7 protein-coding genes and 1 pseudogene are annotated in these 18,066 nt (G+C 36.2%); 2 read left to right on the top strand and 6 right to left on the bottom strand.

Features of this window, described 5'->3' with window-relative positions:
* Positions 1-52 precede the first annotated feature (52 nt).
* Complete coding sequence (locus N773_RS0115850) at positions 53-3,694, top strand: ATP-dependent DNA helicase (RefSeq protein ID WP_024858708.1); 3,642 nt, start codon at positions 53-55, stop codon at positions 3,692-3,694.
* A gap of 214 nt (positions 3,695-3,908) precedes the next feature.
* On the opposite strand, the gene N773_RS0115845 is transcribed toward N773_RS0115850, so the two are convergent.
* Both N773_RS0115845 and N773_RS21915 read right to left on the bottom strand, forming a co-directional pair.
* Positions 3,909-4,841, bottom strand: coding sequence for a site-specific integrase (locus tag N773_RS0115845; RefSeq protein WP_024858707.1), 933 nt, complete (start codon positions 4,839-4,841; stop codon positions 3,909-3,911).
* A 39-nt stretch (positions 4,842-4,880) separates the two neighbouring features.
* Entirely contained in the window at positions 4,881-5,420 is a 540-nt protein-coding gene (locus N773_RS21915; RefSeq protein WP_278245374.1) for a restriction endonuclease subunit S, read from the bottom strand.
* Between the two features lie 60 nt (positions 5,421-5,480).
* Here N773_RS21915 and N773_RS21910 point away from each other — a divergent pair.
* Positions 5,481-5,984 (top strand): annotated as a pseudogene (locus N773_RS21910) (restriction endonuclease subunit S); the annotation flags it as partial.
* A gap of 46 nt (positions 5,985-6,030) precedes the next feature.
* On the opposite strand, the gene N773_RS0115830 reads toward N773_RS21910, so the two are convergent.
* From N773_RS0115830 to N773_RS0115815, 4 genes are all read right to left on the bottom strand, one after another.
* A complete protein-coding gene (locus N773_RS0115830) occupies positions 6,031-9,177 on the bottom strand; it encodes a type I restriction endonuclease subunit R (RefSeq protein ID WP_024858704.1) in 3,147 nt (1,048 codons plus the stop codon).
* A gap of 19 nt (positions 9,178-9,196) precedes the next feature.
* The gene (locus N773_RS21905) at positions 9,197-10,486 is read right to left on the bottom strand and encodes a restriction endonuclease subunit S (protein ID WP_024858703.1); all 1,290 of its coding nucleotides are present in this window, start codon (positions 10,484-10,486) and stop codon (positions 9,197-9,199) included.
* Between the two features lie 13 nt (positions 10,487-10,499).
* Positions 10,500-13,040, bottom strand: a complete 2,541-nt coding sequence (locus N773_RS0115820; RefSeq protein ID WP_024858702.1) for a type I restriction-modification system subunit M — start codon at positions 13,038-13,040, stop codon at positions 10,500-10,502.
* Positions 13,041-13,334: 294 nt separating this feature from the next.
* On the bottom strand, positions 13,335-18,065 hold the full coding sequence (locus tag N773_RS0115815; RefSeq protein WP_024858701.1) for a sacsin N-terminal ATP-binding-like domain-containing protein: 4,731 nt from the start codon (positions 18,063-18,065) through the stop codon (positions 13,335-13,337).
* Between the last annotated feature and the right edge of the window lies 1 nt (position 18,066).

Genomic DNA, 18,066 nt, shown 5'->3' with positions numbered 1-18,066 from the left:
GCATAGTACATGTGCATATTCAACAATTTTGTGATATAAGAGGGGGATTAGTATGACAATGCATATGAGTCTTAGACTAGCCTGGCATGATAAAGGATGGAATGGACATATTTGTGATAATCCATGTAATAATCCTTACTGTGTTGGTGCTCATTCATATCCTGGAGATCTAATCGCTACAAAAAGGGATCTAAATTTTGAAAGCTCTCACAATGGTGAGTCAGCTGAAAAATTTCCTTGTGAAATCGCTTGCGGATTAAGCATCAATGCTTTCGGTAAAGAAACAATACAAACAAAAGTAGATCCACCTGACTGGTGGGGAGAAGGAAATGCAGATGCTGTTATACTGACTCTTCCACCAGCAACTGCTTGTACATGGTGTTATGAAGCTATGTATAAGAAAGACGTTTCTACGGAAGCAGGAAGTACACAAACCTATAACTATGAAAAACGTTTTAAAAACGCCCAGGACTATTTTTCACAGTTTGAAGAAGAAAAATCTCTTGTTTTCTATTATGCAGGCTATAGTAATCCTTTCTCAGAAGGTGAAGAAGAAAACTACGTTATCGTAGGTGTTTCAAGATTAAAGAAAATAGACGGTTTTCATTTCTATGAAAATACTACAGAAGAAATAAAGCAGAAATACGGCGGTGGATTTGCGTGGCAGAAACCTGTTACTTCAAATTATCCCGAAGAAGGATTCTGCATTCCATATTGGAAGTATATCGACAACAACGAGTTATCTGAACGACTTGTAATAAAACCGATAAACAGAACCCCATTTAAGTATGGAAGTCGTGAAGTAACAAATGATGATGCAATTGAAGTCATTCATCAATTGCTGGAAACTATCGATGTTTTAATCGAGATTGGTGATGATACTGAGGATTGGAAAAAAAGAAAAGACTGGCTCAACTCTGTTCTTAATGAACTTTGGAAAGCACGAGGACCTTTTCCGGGAATGGGTTCTGTCTTAGAAGCGTTAGGATTACCTGATCTCATCAAACCTTTCTTTGATATAACAGATGACAATGGAAGAAAAGTTTTTTATAAGCAACTGGAAGAGCTCCTTAATGGTGAGACAGAAATTATTTCAGGAATTGAGTACAATAGCAAGGATTTAAAGATTGTACGTCGTCAGTTTCAGATGATGGAAGATGCTGAAAAAGAGCTCTTGTTACATTTACTGCCACGATTTGATCTTACTACAAAGCAAGTAAGAGGAATCATTTCAGATGATCGTGAAAATGTATCTATCACAGCTACAGTAAGTGAACTTGTCGAAAACCCATATATTATCTTTGAACAGTATGTAGGCGATGATTCTGACGACTCTATTCCTTTTTATAAAATTGATAATGGCATTATTCCTTCACCGGAATATGGTCTGGATGAAATTCTTGATACAGGATCCACAGAACGTTTACGTGCATTATGTGTAGACGAATTACACAGAATTCCAGCACATTCATTTGGCAAGGCAGAAGCTCTACTTAATTCAATAAACGCAAGACTTGACCGACTGCCTGAATGGAAAAGATATGTTTATTCTCTTAAAAATTTTAGTGTAGAAAAAGTTATCTTAAATGGCGGACTGTTCATGAGAACCGATGAAGATAAAAACCTGTATCTTTATATTCGAAGCGTATATGAAGATGAGAGAACTGTCGAAGATGTTTTCAGGAAGCTGGCGGATCGAGCAGATATTGAACTTAAAATACCTATCTCAATTGAAAAATTCAAGAAAAATCTGAAAAATGATAGTTCGAAGCTACTTGATAATGAAGAAACCGCTGAAAAGTATGATCACATCCTGACCAAGCAATCAGAAGTATGCATGCAGATTTTCAGAAAGCCAATATGTGTATTGTCAGGTGCAGCTGGCACCGGAAAAACTACAGTCATAAAAGCTATTCTTGATAATATCGAAAGAGTACATGGGGCAGGAACAAGTTTTCTGTTGATGGCTCCAACAGGTAAAGCTGCAGAGAGAATTAAAGTTCAGACTGGGAAACCATCATCTACCATTCACTCTTTTCTTGCCAAGAACGGATGGATTAACAAAAATATGACGTTTAAGAGAACCGGCGGCAAAATGAGTCAAGATATAAATACCCTCATTCTTGATGAGGCTTCCATGATTGACCTGAATTTGTTTGCAACGCTTATAAGAGCTGTAAACTGGAATAGTATACAGAGACTTATTTTAGTTGGCGATCCTAACCAACTTCCGCCTATCGGCAGAGGAAAGGTTTTTGCTGAAACGATTGAATGGCTGAAAAAAAGTGAAGAATATGCTGACAGTGTCGGTGTTCTTACCGAAAACATAAGACAACTTGTAAATACAGTTGAAGGCAATGGTACAGGTATTCTTGAACTTGCGAATGTCTTTATTCAGGAAAAACAGGTAAACGGCGATGACTCAGATGCTGCTGCAAAGCTGAAGTCAGAAAAAGAGGAAATCTTTACAAAGATTTTGGAAAACGCAAATGGGGATGTTGATAAGGATCTGAGTGTTTATTTCTGGAAGGAACAGGATGATCTCGAAAAAGTAATTAAGGACAGATTAATAACCGATATGCAAATTCTGACTGGAAAGAGTGCAGAAACAGAAAAAAAGTTACATGAACTCTGGTCAGAGGCAATCAAAGATGCACCTGAACGATTTCAGATTATCTCACCTTATCGTGGAGAGTTCTACGGTACAATGTCAATCAATACTTTTATGCAGAGTACCTTTAACGGATACTGGAGCAGAAGACTTAATGTAGATGGTATCGGTTTATTTGATAAAGTTATTCAGATCAGAAACAGACCTGCATCTGACAAGGCTTATGTTTATGACTGGAATGCAAGAAAACCTGGAAGACAAGAAGTATTTAACGGAGAAATCGCAACTGTATCTCCGATGGCATATGAAACAAAAAAGATATCATGGATGACAAACATCCAGCATTTCCAGTGTAATTTTTCAGGAAAAACAAGAGCTGGTTACAGCTATGTATACGGAAAGTTTCTTGGTAAGGATGATAAGGGATATTGGATTCCAGATCAAAAGGTAACAGACAACCTCGAACTTGCATATGCAATCAGCGTTCATAAATCACAAGGTTCTGAATTTGATTATGTATACATAATCATTCCTAATAAGGAAAGTCACCTTATGACAATGGAACTACTCTATACAGCACTTACAAGAGCACAGCGTCATGTTACGGTTTTTCTGCAACAGGATATCAGCACACTTACTACTATGAGCCATGTAGAAAAATCAGCAGTCAGAAAGATTAATTCTTCTGTATTTGAGTTTGATCCTCTTCCTGATGAATTGCTTTACAGCGGTGATTGGTACAAAGAAGAAAGAAAACTTGCTACTTTATCAGAATACTTTGTAAGATCCAAATCGGAAGTTATCATAGCAAACATGCTTGTTTCCGAAAATGTACCATTTGTATATGAAGAGCCGTTATATGCGAATGACGGTACAATGTTTCTGCCTGATTTTACAGTTACATTTCAGGGTGAAAAATATTACTGGGAACATGTCGGCAGGCTTGATTTGCCTGATTACAAGGCGCACTGGGAGCTTAAAGAAAAATGGTATAACAAGCACTTCCCTGGTAAACTGATAACCACTTATGAAAGTAAGGATCTTTCTACAGAAGCCATGAATATTATCAAATCACATTTATGAGAACACAAATGAAACGTGCTAAGTGTTGTATAATCTTACACTAATGAATAACCCCCACATAAATTCAGTGGGGGTTGATTTTTTTATAGTGAACGCATAAAAGATTTTTATTTTGATTGATTATAAGCGAGCCAAGTTTGGTAAAATCAAAGCTTGTATTATTGAAAATCAAAAAACTAACTGCGTTCACTATAATTTATGGATATTTGAATTTTCAGCTCAATTCCGAGAGTGAACGCATAACAAGGTCAATATCCTTATTCTCCAATTCCTGAATAATATGAAGATATGTTTTCTGCGTTGTAGTCATACTTGCATGTCCAAGACGACGTGCAACACTGGCTATAGAAACTCCTGCAAATAGTAGCAAAGAAGCATGAGTATGCCTAAGTCCATGAACCGAAATAACAGGTACACCAGCTTTCTTACAATGCCGTTCTAATATGTCATTCACAGTAGAATTATAAACCTTCTGACCAGCTTTAACAAAAATCGGCTTATCTTCAGGAAGCCCCTTTATAAGCCCTGTAAACTGAATTACTGTCTGCCAGTCAAGTTGAATTTTACGTACAGAAGAACGATTCTTAGTAGGTAAAAATCCCGTTCCCTTTTTATAATCCCAGGTCTTATTGATTGAAAGAGTCTGATGAGGAAAATCAAAATCTTTAGGCGTAAGTGCCAATGCTTCTGAAAAGCGCATTCCTGTCTTAGCCACAAGCATTATAAACCAGTCCCAGTTAATATCTGAGCCAAGATTAAGCGTTATAAGCATTGTATGAAGTTCAAACTGATTAAGATACTTGATTTTCTTATCTCTCGGAGGTTTTCCTTTTATTATAGCCTTACGGGTAGGATCACGAGAAATAAGACCTTCGTCAACAGCATCAAGTATGGCACACTTTATCTGATGATGAAAATCCATCGTCGTTTGACGCTCATGTGTCTGTGCATAATCATTTAAAAGCTGCTGATAATTTATTCTGTTCACATCACACATTTTAGTGTCTGGAATTAGTTTTTTCAGCCATTCCAGTGTCATACGATACTTATTCATAGTAACAGGACGTATCGCACCCTCCTTGTAAACTTTTATCCACTGAGCATAATACTCATGAAAAAGAGATTCCTTTGTGATTGCTTCTAACATTTAAAATTCCTCCTATTTTTAACGGCATTTTGCCGATTTTTACTTACGCTGATGAAGGGTGATAAGGGTGTCGAGCTGTTTGAAAAAGCTGCTTATTTGCTTCTGTTCTCTTAACGAAGGTAAAAATAATGGTGCGCTAAAATACCCATCTGTTGTCATTCCTGTTAATGCTGTCTGAGTTGCTACATTCATAAGATGTTTTCTAACAGTCGGGTGATAGTTCAGTTCCAATGTGGCGAAGTGAGAATCAACAATATCATGATTCAGTTTTACTCGTCTTGTATGCCACGCAAATGCACTGCCTGCGCCATTTTTACCAACGCATACTGTTCTCGCAATACCTTCAAGAACTAATGAAGATTCACCATATATCAAATCTCCTTCGTCAAGTAAAAATTTATCATCATCAACTGGTCCTAAACGATATATTTCGCCATCAAAAATATCGTTATCATAGATATTTCCAACACCAATTACATTGATTCCTTCACCATAGTTTTCTTTGCTAATGTATATACCTGTGTTGTGATTCTTAACTAAATCTCCAACCTTACGCTGTTCCCAAGTGTAAGTTAAAATAATACAAGCATTAAAAAATCACCGGCAGAACTTTAGTCACAGACTTGCGATTGGGAACAGCGTAAGGTTAAAGATATAGCCGATAACACATATGGTGGCGGCACTCCTCAGACCTCAATAGATAGTTATTGGAACGGTGAAATACCGTGGATACAATCACAAGATATTATAGAAAATCAGCTTTTTAATGTTGAGCCGAGGAAGCATATTTCAGAAGAAGCAATATCAAAATCTGCTACAAAATTAGTACCCAAAAACTCTATTGCAATAGTGACTCGTGTAGGCGTTGGAAAGCTCGCATTTATGCCGTTTTCTTATTGCACAAGTCAAGACTTTCTTTCGCTATCTGGTATACAGATAGACGAAAAATTTGCAACCTATTCGCTATACCAAATGTTGCAAAAAGAAAAGCAGAATGTACAGGGTACATCAATCAAAGGAATAACCATTGAGGAGATGCTTTCAAAGAAGATTCCAGTCCCTTGTAACCGTGATGAACAAGGTGCGATTGGTGCATTCTTTCATAACCTCGACACCCTTATCACCCTTCATCAGCGTAAGTAAAAAAAGGAGTCAAGACAAAATCTTGACTCCCAAATGAGAATATCAATTATTCATTTGCTTCGATTTCTACTCCGTCATTCAGAATGAATTCTTTTAGCTTCTTACGGAGCTTAGGCCATACTTTTCTTTCCGGCAAAGTTGTATGTTCAATACTTTCAAAATAAAATTTAGCTCTCGAAATATCCGCTTTTTGTACAAGCTCCTCAAAGCGATTGAAAGCATTGATATTTTCTTCTGTAACATGAAGTTCCATGAAATAATACAATGCCTGCTCACTTATACCGAGATTCTCTGATATCTCATGAATGAGTTTTTTCTTAGCTCTGTTCTGATAATCATTAATGTAATCCATAATGGATTTGCTATCATCAATAATTATTTCTTTATTCTGAATATCTTTAAGCAGAATATTCGCATATTTCTGCTGCTCCTGAGTCAGCGATGCGAAAGATTTATGCAACTCATTCAGTATTTCTCTTCTTGTCTCTTCATCTGTTCCGTCAATAGTTAATTTAACATATTTCTTGAAACGTGAATCCATATACGCAGAATCTATTTTATCTGTAGACAACGACATAAGATAAGCATCAATATCATATGCTTCATCTTCACTCCCACCTGATCCTCCTCTACGCAGTTCTTTATATCGCATAAGAAGAATATTATAAGTAGTTTCGTCGAACTGAAGTACTACAGAATAGTTGTTCTCAAATTCATATTCAAGTTTATCCCATACAAATCCCTGCACCTTTGCCGGTTCAAGGAATTTATTAAGATTACGGAATAATTTTGAAAACTGCTGCTTATCAGCTGTGTTATCTGGCAATCTAGAAAAATCAGGAATTCCAGCGTTCTTAAACAATTCAGAAATCTCATTAAATACAATATTCATGTTCTCAAGATTAGGTCTGAGTTTCTGAACAAAGACACCAAGTGTGTTTGTTCCCGAATACTGCTCGAATGCATATGCTATTATATTCTGCATAGAATATGGACGACGGTAATAGCGAACTATTCCATGAGGTTTATCGTCTGTAAACACTCGATTTGTTCTTGAAAAAGCCTGAATTATCATTTCTATGTTTGACCACTTATAATACTTATCGAGATAAAGCGTATTCAACCACTTAGAATCATAACCAGTAAGCATCTGATCTACAACGATAAGAATATCAAGGCACTTTGTTTTATTGTTTTCTATCGCCAGATAAGGATCTTTATGAGCAAGTCTGGAACAAACATCTTTCTTGAAAGCAGCATAATTGCTTACTCTAAAAGCAACAGCACCATCAAAGAACATATTATTATAATCAGTAAGGATTTCTACTATACCATCAATTTTCTCAATTGTACCTTCACTGTTGTTATCGCTAGGATCAAAAACAGCTGTGATTTTTAGCTGAGAATTTTTTGTTTTGAAAAGCTGATAATACTTGATTGCTTCTGAAATACTACTGGTTGCAAGTATAGCGTGAAACTTTCCAAAATGGCTCTGACTATTCCAATTTTCAAGTATATCTTTTATAACTGCTTCTCTGTGCTCATCACGATCATACTGTGCCTCAGTAAGCTGGCCTTCTATACTTTCCAAACGATCACCGTCATCATCAAGCTGTTCGCCCATAGGGACTTCTTCCATCCAGTGATAGTATATTTTCTGTTTGTTCTCGTCTTCTGAAATCTCTTCTTCACTAGTAGCTTTAGCTTTTTCCAGTGCCACAGCTTTTCTAAGGTCATTATCTTTGTATGTAGGCTGAGGAATCGAGTCAAAACCAAGAACATTTCCATCCCTCATACCATCAGCTACCGTATATCTTGTACCTTCAAGTTCATTACCAAATACATCAGCAGTAGTAGAATTCTTCTTTTTGTTGATTTCAAGAATAGGTGTACCTGAAAAGCCTATAAATACTGCATTCGGAAATGTGAATTTGATAGCAGACAGCATTTCTCCAAAAACACTTCTATGGCACTCATCAACTATGAACACTATTCTTTTTTTGTTTATCGTATTAATATCACTTGTGTTTACTCCATCAGCTTCTTTTATACGGCTCATCTTCTGAATCGATGTAACAATAAGAGTATCTTTTACCGCCTCACTTTTTAGTTTGGTAATAAGTACTTCAGTATTCTCAGTTGACTGAACATCATCTGTTTCATCAGAGAATCCACGGTATTCACGAAGCGACTGTGTACCAAGTTCAATTCTGTCCATAAGGAAAACAACTTTATCAGCATCTTTAGAATTTGCTATAAGCTGCGCAGACTTGAAACTGGTCATAGTTTTGCCACTGCCTGTGGTATGCCAGACATAACCGCCATGTATCTTTTCATCGTCCCACTTCATTTTAGTTACACGGTCTGCTATTTTCTCGGCAGCGTAATACTGATAGCTACGCATTACTTTCAAAGCGTTATCAGTCTGATCAGCAATAGTATAAAGGCCAATAAGACGATGTGCCATAGGAATTGACAGCAGTCTGTCAGCGATTGCATTCCAGTCATTGATAGGATTATTCTGATTATCAGCCCAATGAAAACAGAATTTTTTACTGAATCTATCATCACTTCCAGGATTTGCGAAGTACGTACATTCTTCAGGGTTCATAGTCACAAAAATCTGAACCAATGAAAAAAGTCCGGTAAATATACCCTCGTGTAAATACTTCTGTATCTGATACTGTGCCTCGCTTATAGGAACTCCACTTCTTTTCAGCTCAACGTGAATAACAGGCATACCATTGATAAGCAGACAAAAATCGCCTCTGCGATTAGGGTATATATCATTTTTGGATCTGAACTTTGGCTGTCTTGCTATCTGATAGTGGGTTCTTCCAGAAGCAATAGTATTTCTGTCAAATATATCAAGAGAAATCTGCTTCTTAAAGTTATGATTATCTGCTTCATTATCACGTATTATCTGAATCGTACCACCATTAATAAAACCATTAAGCTTTAAAGGTGAACGAAGCGCAGTAATCTGCTCCATGATTTGAGCCATCTCACCGGTAGTAAGCGGATAATCGCCAAGTCTGTCAATAATACGATTATTCTCGTAAATTATCTTTGCCCAGTTATCGAGCAAGTCTTTTTCAGTTGGATAATTAAGAACCCCATCTTTCCAGCCCTTATCTCTTATAAGAGTATTTATCAGGGCGTCTTCAAAATCCTGTTCAAGATTAAATCCCATAGCATATATTTCCTTTCACTTATACGAACATCTTTTCAAGTAATGATTTTTTGACTTGCTGTAGCTTTTCTAACTTACGCTGATGAAGGGTGATAAGGGAGTCGAGGTTTGCAAAGAAAGCTCCAATTTGCTGCTGTTCGATATTATTTGAAGGAACTGCAATCACAAATTTACGGATATTTTCCATACTCAAAGCAGGTTGAGATGATGTTGCAATAAGCGGAAAAATCATATGATTATAAAACGATTTACTTCCCATTTCTTGAATCATAAATTGAGCATCATAATCGCTTTTGAATCTGATTCTCGAAACATTAGGAGCAAGGTAAAAGCGTTCGTTTTCAGGGATTATTGCTAATTCGCCGACCGTACCTACATATGTGAACAGAACATCGTTCACATATAGTTTACTACGACCTAATTTGCTGAAATTACTACCGTCGATATACTTTACATCATCAAGAACTAACTGCCCATTTTTTACATTTAGTCCCCTTAATGCAATAATATTTCCTTCATCAGAATAAACTATGTGTTCGGTAAACTCAAATCCTGCAAGTTTCGTAACATCTGCAATGTCCCCTAACTTACGCTGTTCCCAAGCGTCAGTAAATCCACCAAATCTTATCTCAGGTTTATCAGCGCCATTTTTAGGAAACATTTTTTCAAGAAGTGATTTCTTTACATTGTTCAATTTGATAAGCTTACGCTGATGAAGGGTGATAAGAGAGTCAAGCTGTGTGAAAAACTGCCCGATTTTGCCTTGTTCACTTAGATTTGTTGGTGCTGAAATCATAGTATCAGAGATAGCAGATTTTGAGATTGAGGTTACTTTTATACCTTGCATAAGCGGTATCAGTTGGTCATGATACGATGCCGAATTAAGGTAGAATCCAAGATACGCAGGAGCAAATTTAAGCTTTGGTCTGCAAGGTATTGTATGCAGACCTGATACAATGCTCAAATCCCCGATATTGTCTATTTCTACGCACTTTCCGACAGCTTCATCTTCTGCGGTATCGGCAATAATTATGTCTCCGTCCTGCAATTTTGATGATTCAAATTTCTTCGCTTTTTCATCATCGGCAATGAATGGAAGATCGGTACTCTGTGCATCTATATACTCACCAAATTTAATAAGAACATCACCGTAATGAATGTTCTTATAAGTGCCTGTATCCTCGCTTAATTCTGCTCTTGATAATGTGTTATTTGAGAGAAAACTCACTGTATCAGACAACTTACGCTGTTCCCAAGTATCCGTGAATCCCTTAAATCTTATTGCAGGAACGTTCGATTTTTTCGTCATTCTGCACACCTCCTCAGATACCGCCGAGCAGCTTCTTTAATTCTTCAAGACCCTGCATATCAAAATCATTTCCTGTAAGGTCGTCTATCATAGCAGAAAGCTCGTTTTCTGTATCTTTGATTTCTTTATCTACCTGTGCAAAAGTGATCTTATACTTATCTTCAAGAGCGTTTACCTTAGTACAAAGTGTAGAAACTATATTCTCAGGCAATGAATTGAGCTGATGTACAAAAGGTGTTATCCACTTTTCATGAAGGAGTTCATTAGCCTGTTCATCTGTAAGATTCTCAATAGTCTCTTTTGTTTTCAGATGTAAAGCCGCAGAAAGCTCCTTAATTGCTTTCTTCAAATTTTTCTCTTCATTGCTAAGTTTGTCAAATGACTTCAAAATAATAAGTATATCTTCTTCGACATCCTTTGCTTTTATAGCTTTCTTAACTTCAGCAGCAACAAAAGCAGTCTTATCATCATTTACAAAACTTTTCTCTTTTGAATCTTCGTCAAGGTTTTCAAAAAGCTCCTCTATTTCGCTGTCAATCTCAGAAACTCTTGTTTCCTTAACCTTTATGTTACTTAATTCTTCCGAAAGATACACGTTCTGAACGAGTTCAAATGGCAACACATGTCCGAAATATCCTTCCTGGACTTCAACTTCTTTACCATTTTTCTTCTTTATAACCATATTCGGATTTACTTTTCTTACCGAATCAAAGCCCTCTGTCTGTATCACTTCTATGTCAGCTGAAATTTTTGTCCAGTTGTCATCAAGTATCTGATAAGCTTCATAAGGATCAATCAAATCGATGCTTTTAAGTCTTTTAAAAATGTCAGCCGAAAGAACAGCCTCTTCCTTTGAAGCAACCATAGATGTTAAGTTGTCAATAAGTTCTTTATGCACGTACTCAGAAAAATCTAAAAAAGCATCATTATACATAGAAAAGAAATGTGATACGTTCGGGTGAGAATACATAATCTTTTTGACATCAGCTGATGCAATATCAGAATATTCGGATGATACTGATCTAAACAGTTCCCCTCTAAGCTGAGGAAAGGCATCCCAGTATTCAGAAAGAGCATCAATCTCACTGTTTGGGATACCACCGAACATAGAAGCATAAATATCCCATGTTTCAGCTGCTTCACTTGAATCTACATAACGAGGTATATTAAGATTATAATCGTTATTTCTGATTTCATCACGACTGACATTTCTTGAATACTTCGGAATATCAAGTCTATATATAATCGTATCAGCTATTCTACGGATATCAGAAGAACGAAGCTTATTGTTCTTTCCTACCTTTTCAAATCCCTTTGAAGCATCGATGATAAGCACATCAGAATTATCACGGTTCTGCTTCAGTACCATGATTATTGTCGGAATACCTGTACCAAAGAAGATGTTTGCAGGAAGTCCTATAATTGCATCAATGTTATTTCTTTCAATGAGATTCTTTCTTATCTCACCTTCTTCACCACCACGGAATAATACACCGTGAGGAAGTACGATAGTCATGATACCATCTGGTTTAATGTGATAAAGGTCATGAAGAAGAAAAGCATAATCAGCTTTGCTTTTAGGTGCAAGACCATATCCAGCATAACGACTTTCTGATTCCTTTCCGTCAGGATTCCATTGCTGAGAATATGGCGGATTGGATACAACCGCATCAACGCGAAGCACAGGAGGATAACTTTCTGTATCAATCGGCCAGTCATCTTCAAGCGTATCTGCGTTTCTTGTAAAGATATTTGAAGGCTCAATGCCACGCATAACAAGGTTCATTCTTGTAAGATTATAGGTATTCTCTTTGAGTTCCTGCGCATAATACTGAATCCTGTTGCTATCCATAAACTTAGCGGCACTTCTGCCTATGTTGATCAAAAGAGAACCCGAACCTGATGTTGGATCGTAAATAGCGATTGTATCTCTTTCTTTAAGGTGATTAGCGACAATTTCGGACATAAGTAGAGATACTTCATGAGGAGTATAGAACTCTCCTGCCTTTTTACCTGCATTAGCAGCAAAGTTAGAAATAAGATACTCATAAATGAAACCCAGAACATCATATCCCTGTTTCTGATCCATAGGGATGTCTTTTATAAGCGTCAGCAAATCACTGATAGCTTTGGTTCTCGCGCCACTTGTTTCGCCAAGTTTTGAAAGACCAGTCTGCAATGTATCAAAAATCTTGTCAAATACTTTTTTATAATTGTCTCCAATAAGGCGACTGAAAGCAGAAAGTGCATCAGTAACATTTGATACATCAAAGCTCTTACCCATACTTAACCATGTTGAAAAGAGATTTTCATAAGCGATAAAGTATCCAATGCTGCCTTTACACTGATCTACAGTTTCTGTATCATCCTCTACCAGTTCGGGAAGTTCTTCAGTGCTCCAGCCATTTCTTTTAAGATATTCTACCTCTTTATCAGAAAGGAATTTGTAGAATATAAAGCCGAGAATGTAGTCCTTATATTCATTGGCCTCAATCTTAGAACGCATTTTATTAGCCGATTCCCAAATTTTGTTTGCAAGCTGTTGTTTATTCAAGCTTATTCCCCCTTAATATTACAAAATTAGAGCGTCAAAATACATAATTCTTGATTCGACAGAATCATAACGAAAATTATTTAGAATCATATAACATTTTCTTAAACGCAGCCTTATATCCATATATCCAAACATTAGATTCAGCTTTATTTTCGAAAAATATATAATAACATTATATCACCAAATCAAGCGTATGACTATATACACAATTTACAAAACAAGCATACAGATAGTATGCACATTACCATTTATACTTGTAAAGAAATGTTACGTAATAGTCACGCTTCTTTGCTATTACCCTTTAATGTTAGGCTTCTGTTTCAGTATTTCCTGAATTTCTGCAAGATGTTTCGCCGTAAAGGTAATGACACCCTCACTGCCAATAGGAATTTCAACATTGCCTTCGTTATATACATCACAATCTATAATGCTTTGAATAAATGCATTCCTTATCGAATTATTCTGCCTAAGTGCTTCAAATCTCTTACTACATTCCAAACAAAGTGCAATTCTTAGTTGTGGAAAATAGTAATCAGGTAATAATTCAATGTTATTTACTTCAATAAGCGGCTTTGGCTTTACTTTAAGGCACATCTGACAAAAGCAAAGATCATGTCTCTCTTCCGGAGAATAAATCTTCAATGCTCCTTCACGAGAATCATTAATATTAAGATCGAAGGTACTGCCGTTTTTATTCTGACCCTTTCTTACTGTCCTTTCCACTTTAACAGAAATTATCTTTATAGGATCATTCCATAGTTTCCGAATATGATCCGTCATATGCTTCATATTCCCAACAGCTTCCGATGGAAACTCATAATCAGAATCATAATCGTACTCATTAGTACTACCTATAGAAAGATAGTCTAGCCCATATTCTTGTAACAGTTCATCAGATAATAATCCATCACGATAAAAACCACGTAAGAGTTCCTCATAATAAACAAAGTAATGATTCGGCTCATCAAGAAGTTCCTCAACCTCATCTGCTGTTAATTCATCATCATAGTAGAAATCTTCATAATGAATATCGCTTAACGACTTGGTTTCAATATCCTTGGCCAATCCCCTGCATTCATCATGAACTGTTATACTCTTGACCATATCAGTATTAAAGTATCCTGACTTATCACAAACAAACAGATTTTCACGAGTAATTTCACCGCATTGATTCTTGAGCGGGATCCTGTAAGCTGATAATATCTTAAACGAATCATTTTTCAAAAGCTTTCCTGAACGATATTCCTTTATTAAGAAGTTATAAATTGATGAAATATCAGTTTGGTTGCCCAGCATTTCCTCTAACTGGTTGTTATATCTGTTACGCTCCCATTTAATGTCCATTTCATTTATGTTAGCTTTATAGATATGTTCGCAAATTGATTTGGTAAGTACTTTTTCGTTTAAAACATAATAATTATCTCCGGATCTTGTCGAATTAGGTTTTACAAAAATGCTGTCATCTCTCCAGGATATATACATTGTAGAATCGTTTTCCGAACTATAAACTGGAATTATTTTCAGAGTTTTTATTTTTCCAGTATACTCATCCGGAACTTCACCAAGATATTCATACAAAGCGTTTCTAAAACTTTCATCTTTGATGAACTGTTCCGAATATCTGTAGATAATAGGAAGAACAATAGAACAATCAGCAGTTTCACACGCAAAGGCATTTAAAACCGAATCATAATCGCCTGAGCTTACATCAATAACAGAGGAAGTATCAATTCCTTCATAATTTGAATTCATCAGTTTGTTAAAGATATAAACAGCTGGCTCCGGAAAACGATACGCTTTATGTTTAATTGGTATTGCAAATATCTCACTGTTGTATGTTGGAAGTATCTCTTTAGTGCGAAGCTGTGATACTAAATCATATCCATTTAAATACTTGTTATCAAATGTTTCATTAGAATAAACACGAACTGTTCCCTGAAATCTTGGTACGAATCTAAGAAATCTGAAAACCTTTGACCTTTCCTCTGTTTTTAGGAAGTCAATCACATTTATTAAAGCAACATATAATTCATTGCGAATAATATCATTCCATTTTGAGCCCTCTGTTTCAATCTCTTCTCGTGACGTCGTAAGAGAAAACGGAGCATCGATAGCAATTGGAACTCTTATCTTATGCTTTGTCGGAAGACCACAATATAATGGAAAATCATAGTTTTTCTCAGGCGAAAATTCTGGTACATAGCATACGATTTGCTGTTCTTCCGATATATCACGACTGCCGTTTTTCCGTTCTTCCAATGCTCCTTCATCAGTTATAGTAAAGGCATGATAAAAACGTTTGAATGAATATTCACGATTTCCTATTGTGATCGTTCTCTTATCTTCGGTATCGTTTATTGTTACTACTATTTTTCCTATTGTTAATTTTTTCAAATTACGTAAGCTTAGGCATAGTTCTAATAGTTCTTTTTCTTTGTAAGTTGGTGTTATTTCATTGCCTTTCAGCTCAATTTCCATTCTTGTTCCTGCCACCGCTTCTTCGGCATCGTTCGATACTCTTGGAATCGTAGGCTCTTTATCACTCAAAGAAAAATGATAATTACCGCTATGAATAGTAACCTTTGATGCAATAGCAAATATTGTTTTGAAACCAACACCTTTTTCTCCGATTGATTGGTTGTGATGTGACAACAGCTTATTTTTTGTTGATTCACCAATCGCAGTAATAGAACGGATATTGGCTCTTGTAAAACCAGTTTCGTTGTACTCAGTGATAATAGTCTTATCCTCCAGCGATAATGAAAAAGTTGGTACAACCTCGTTTCCATAATAACAGTCATCAGCATTCTGAAGAAGCTCCTGAATAAATCGTCCTCTATCAGTTCCGGATTTCAAAATGATCTCAAGATAACTTTTATAACCTTCTTTTCCAAGAGAATCACGAATAGATATTCTTATCTGTCGAAGAACTCGCATGTATTCTTCCTCAGATATTGTGGAATCTTCTACATATTTATTTAGTTCATTTGTTTTTTCACGCCAGGTTATGCGCGTTGTAAAAGGATCATTCGGATCTATATCCCGACAGAATGATAAAAATGATGGTAATGGATTTATTGAAGAAATCAAGATTGCATTGTAGCAAGGAAGATAAATATCATCAGGTTCATCAATGCATACACACTTTTGATGGCAATACTCCATATATTTTCTGACAACCTTCGGAATATCACTCATCTCAAATTCATCATCAAGAAATTCCGAGATATCATGCACATCAGCATCATTTATTTCTAATCCGAATCGTTTATTATTCTTAATTTCCTCACAGATTATTATTCGTAATACCTTTGATAATTTCCGATGTTTTACGATGATTAGCAGCTGTGCCTGTGATATCTTAATAGGGTCAAGTTTCCTGATCAACTGTTCAGGATATTCATAGTTTACTGAATCGAGATAATCAAGAATATCAGAAGTTTTATCTGCAAATTGGAATGCTCGTTTGAATAATTCATCTCTGACATTTCGCTCTATTCTTATTCCAAACTTATTTACCGAAACAGGAGAGATAAATAATGAGCGCTGATACCCCATAAGATGATATACCTTTTCAGGTTCTTTGATATCTTCATCTTTGTTAAAGCAGAAAATCTCATCTGCTTTTTTGAAATCATTATCAACTGTAAAGAAAATTGGCAGTTCAAGATAATGAGCACCATTAAAACTTTTTTGTTCAGTAAGGCACTCCTCTTTACCATTATTTACAGCAAACAGACTTTTTCCTTTATCCGGTAAATACCTGACAATGTTTTCTTTAACAGTATGAGAATAATCAAGAAAAACCTTATCCATAAGATCAGACAAATATCTGCTTGCTTCCTGAAACCATAGATTATTCTCCTGCGGATCAACAAACTCTCTGGAAGCATCGAGCTTAAAAGGTACATGGCATACGATAGGCACAGTCAGTTTAAGCTGAGTTGGAAGAAACGAATATAATGCACCATTACCGACTTCCGAAATAAAATCGGCATCCGGTATAACCGCACATAAAATCATAGCCTTTCCGTTTTCCTGTCCGACTTTTGTTTTGTCACCATAACGGGCACGGCAAGCTTCTTTAGAAAACCTGATATAGGACGTGTATCGTGTACAGTGTATCTCTTCTTTTACATTTACTTCCGAACCCTGATCGTAATCCCGAAGATCAACAGATATTTCAATACCTTTTTCGACCTTAAACTGTTCAGAGTTATCACTTTCTGTACGTGATACATGGAACTCCATGCTTCTGAACACATCATAATAGAATTTCAGCGATGTGAGCTTATTCAGAAAAAGCAACGGATTACGAGAGAAAAGTGCATCTCTCTTACAGTACTGACCCTTTATTTCCTTATAAATCTGTTTTGCTCTGCCAGGAACATATAATGTCATCTGTGTTCCGTTACAATATTCATAGGAATTATAAATCGGAACCGGTATCGTAAAATTCTCTTTAAACAGTTCAAATGAGAACCAACCGCTTCTGATTCGTACTCTGTTTGCAACACCGAATACAGATTTAAAGCCAATACCCTTTTCTCCGATCTGATTCTTTTCAGATGATACATTCTTAGCTGCCTCTGCAATACCCGTAATGGCAAACACGTTAAATGGTGAAAAGCCAACCTCGTTATATGTTAATATGATCTCGTCTTTTTCAAAATCGAACCTCATATCAAGCTTGCAATCAACACTGTCATTATAATCACAGTCATCTACATTCTGTATCAGTTCAAATATAAAACGCAGACTATTGGAATAAAGACCATCTTCACCAACAGATAAAAGAGAGTTGAGAAGCTGAGGATAGTTATCACCGTGAAGCTTATCGTTTTCCGCAACAGCTTCTCTGAATTTCTTCAGCAATTCAATGTATTCTTTACCGTTCTCAGCTGATGCTATCTCTGCTGAAACGACTTTCTTTAACCCATCACGCAGTTGTTCAAGTTTTCGTGAACCTAGGTCACGGCAGTCTATCATTCCATAATCGCTTTGTAATTGCTGAAGCGTTGTCATT

It is taken from the genome of Ruminococcus albus AD2013 (assembly GCF_000526775.1).
GTDB lineage: Bacteria > Bacillota > Clostridia > Oscillospirales > Ruminococcaceae > Hominimerdicola > Hominimerdicola alba_A.
This window is presented reverse-complemented; position numbering and strand designations above follow the sequence as displayed.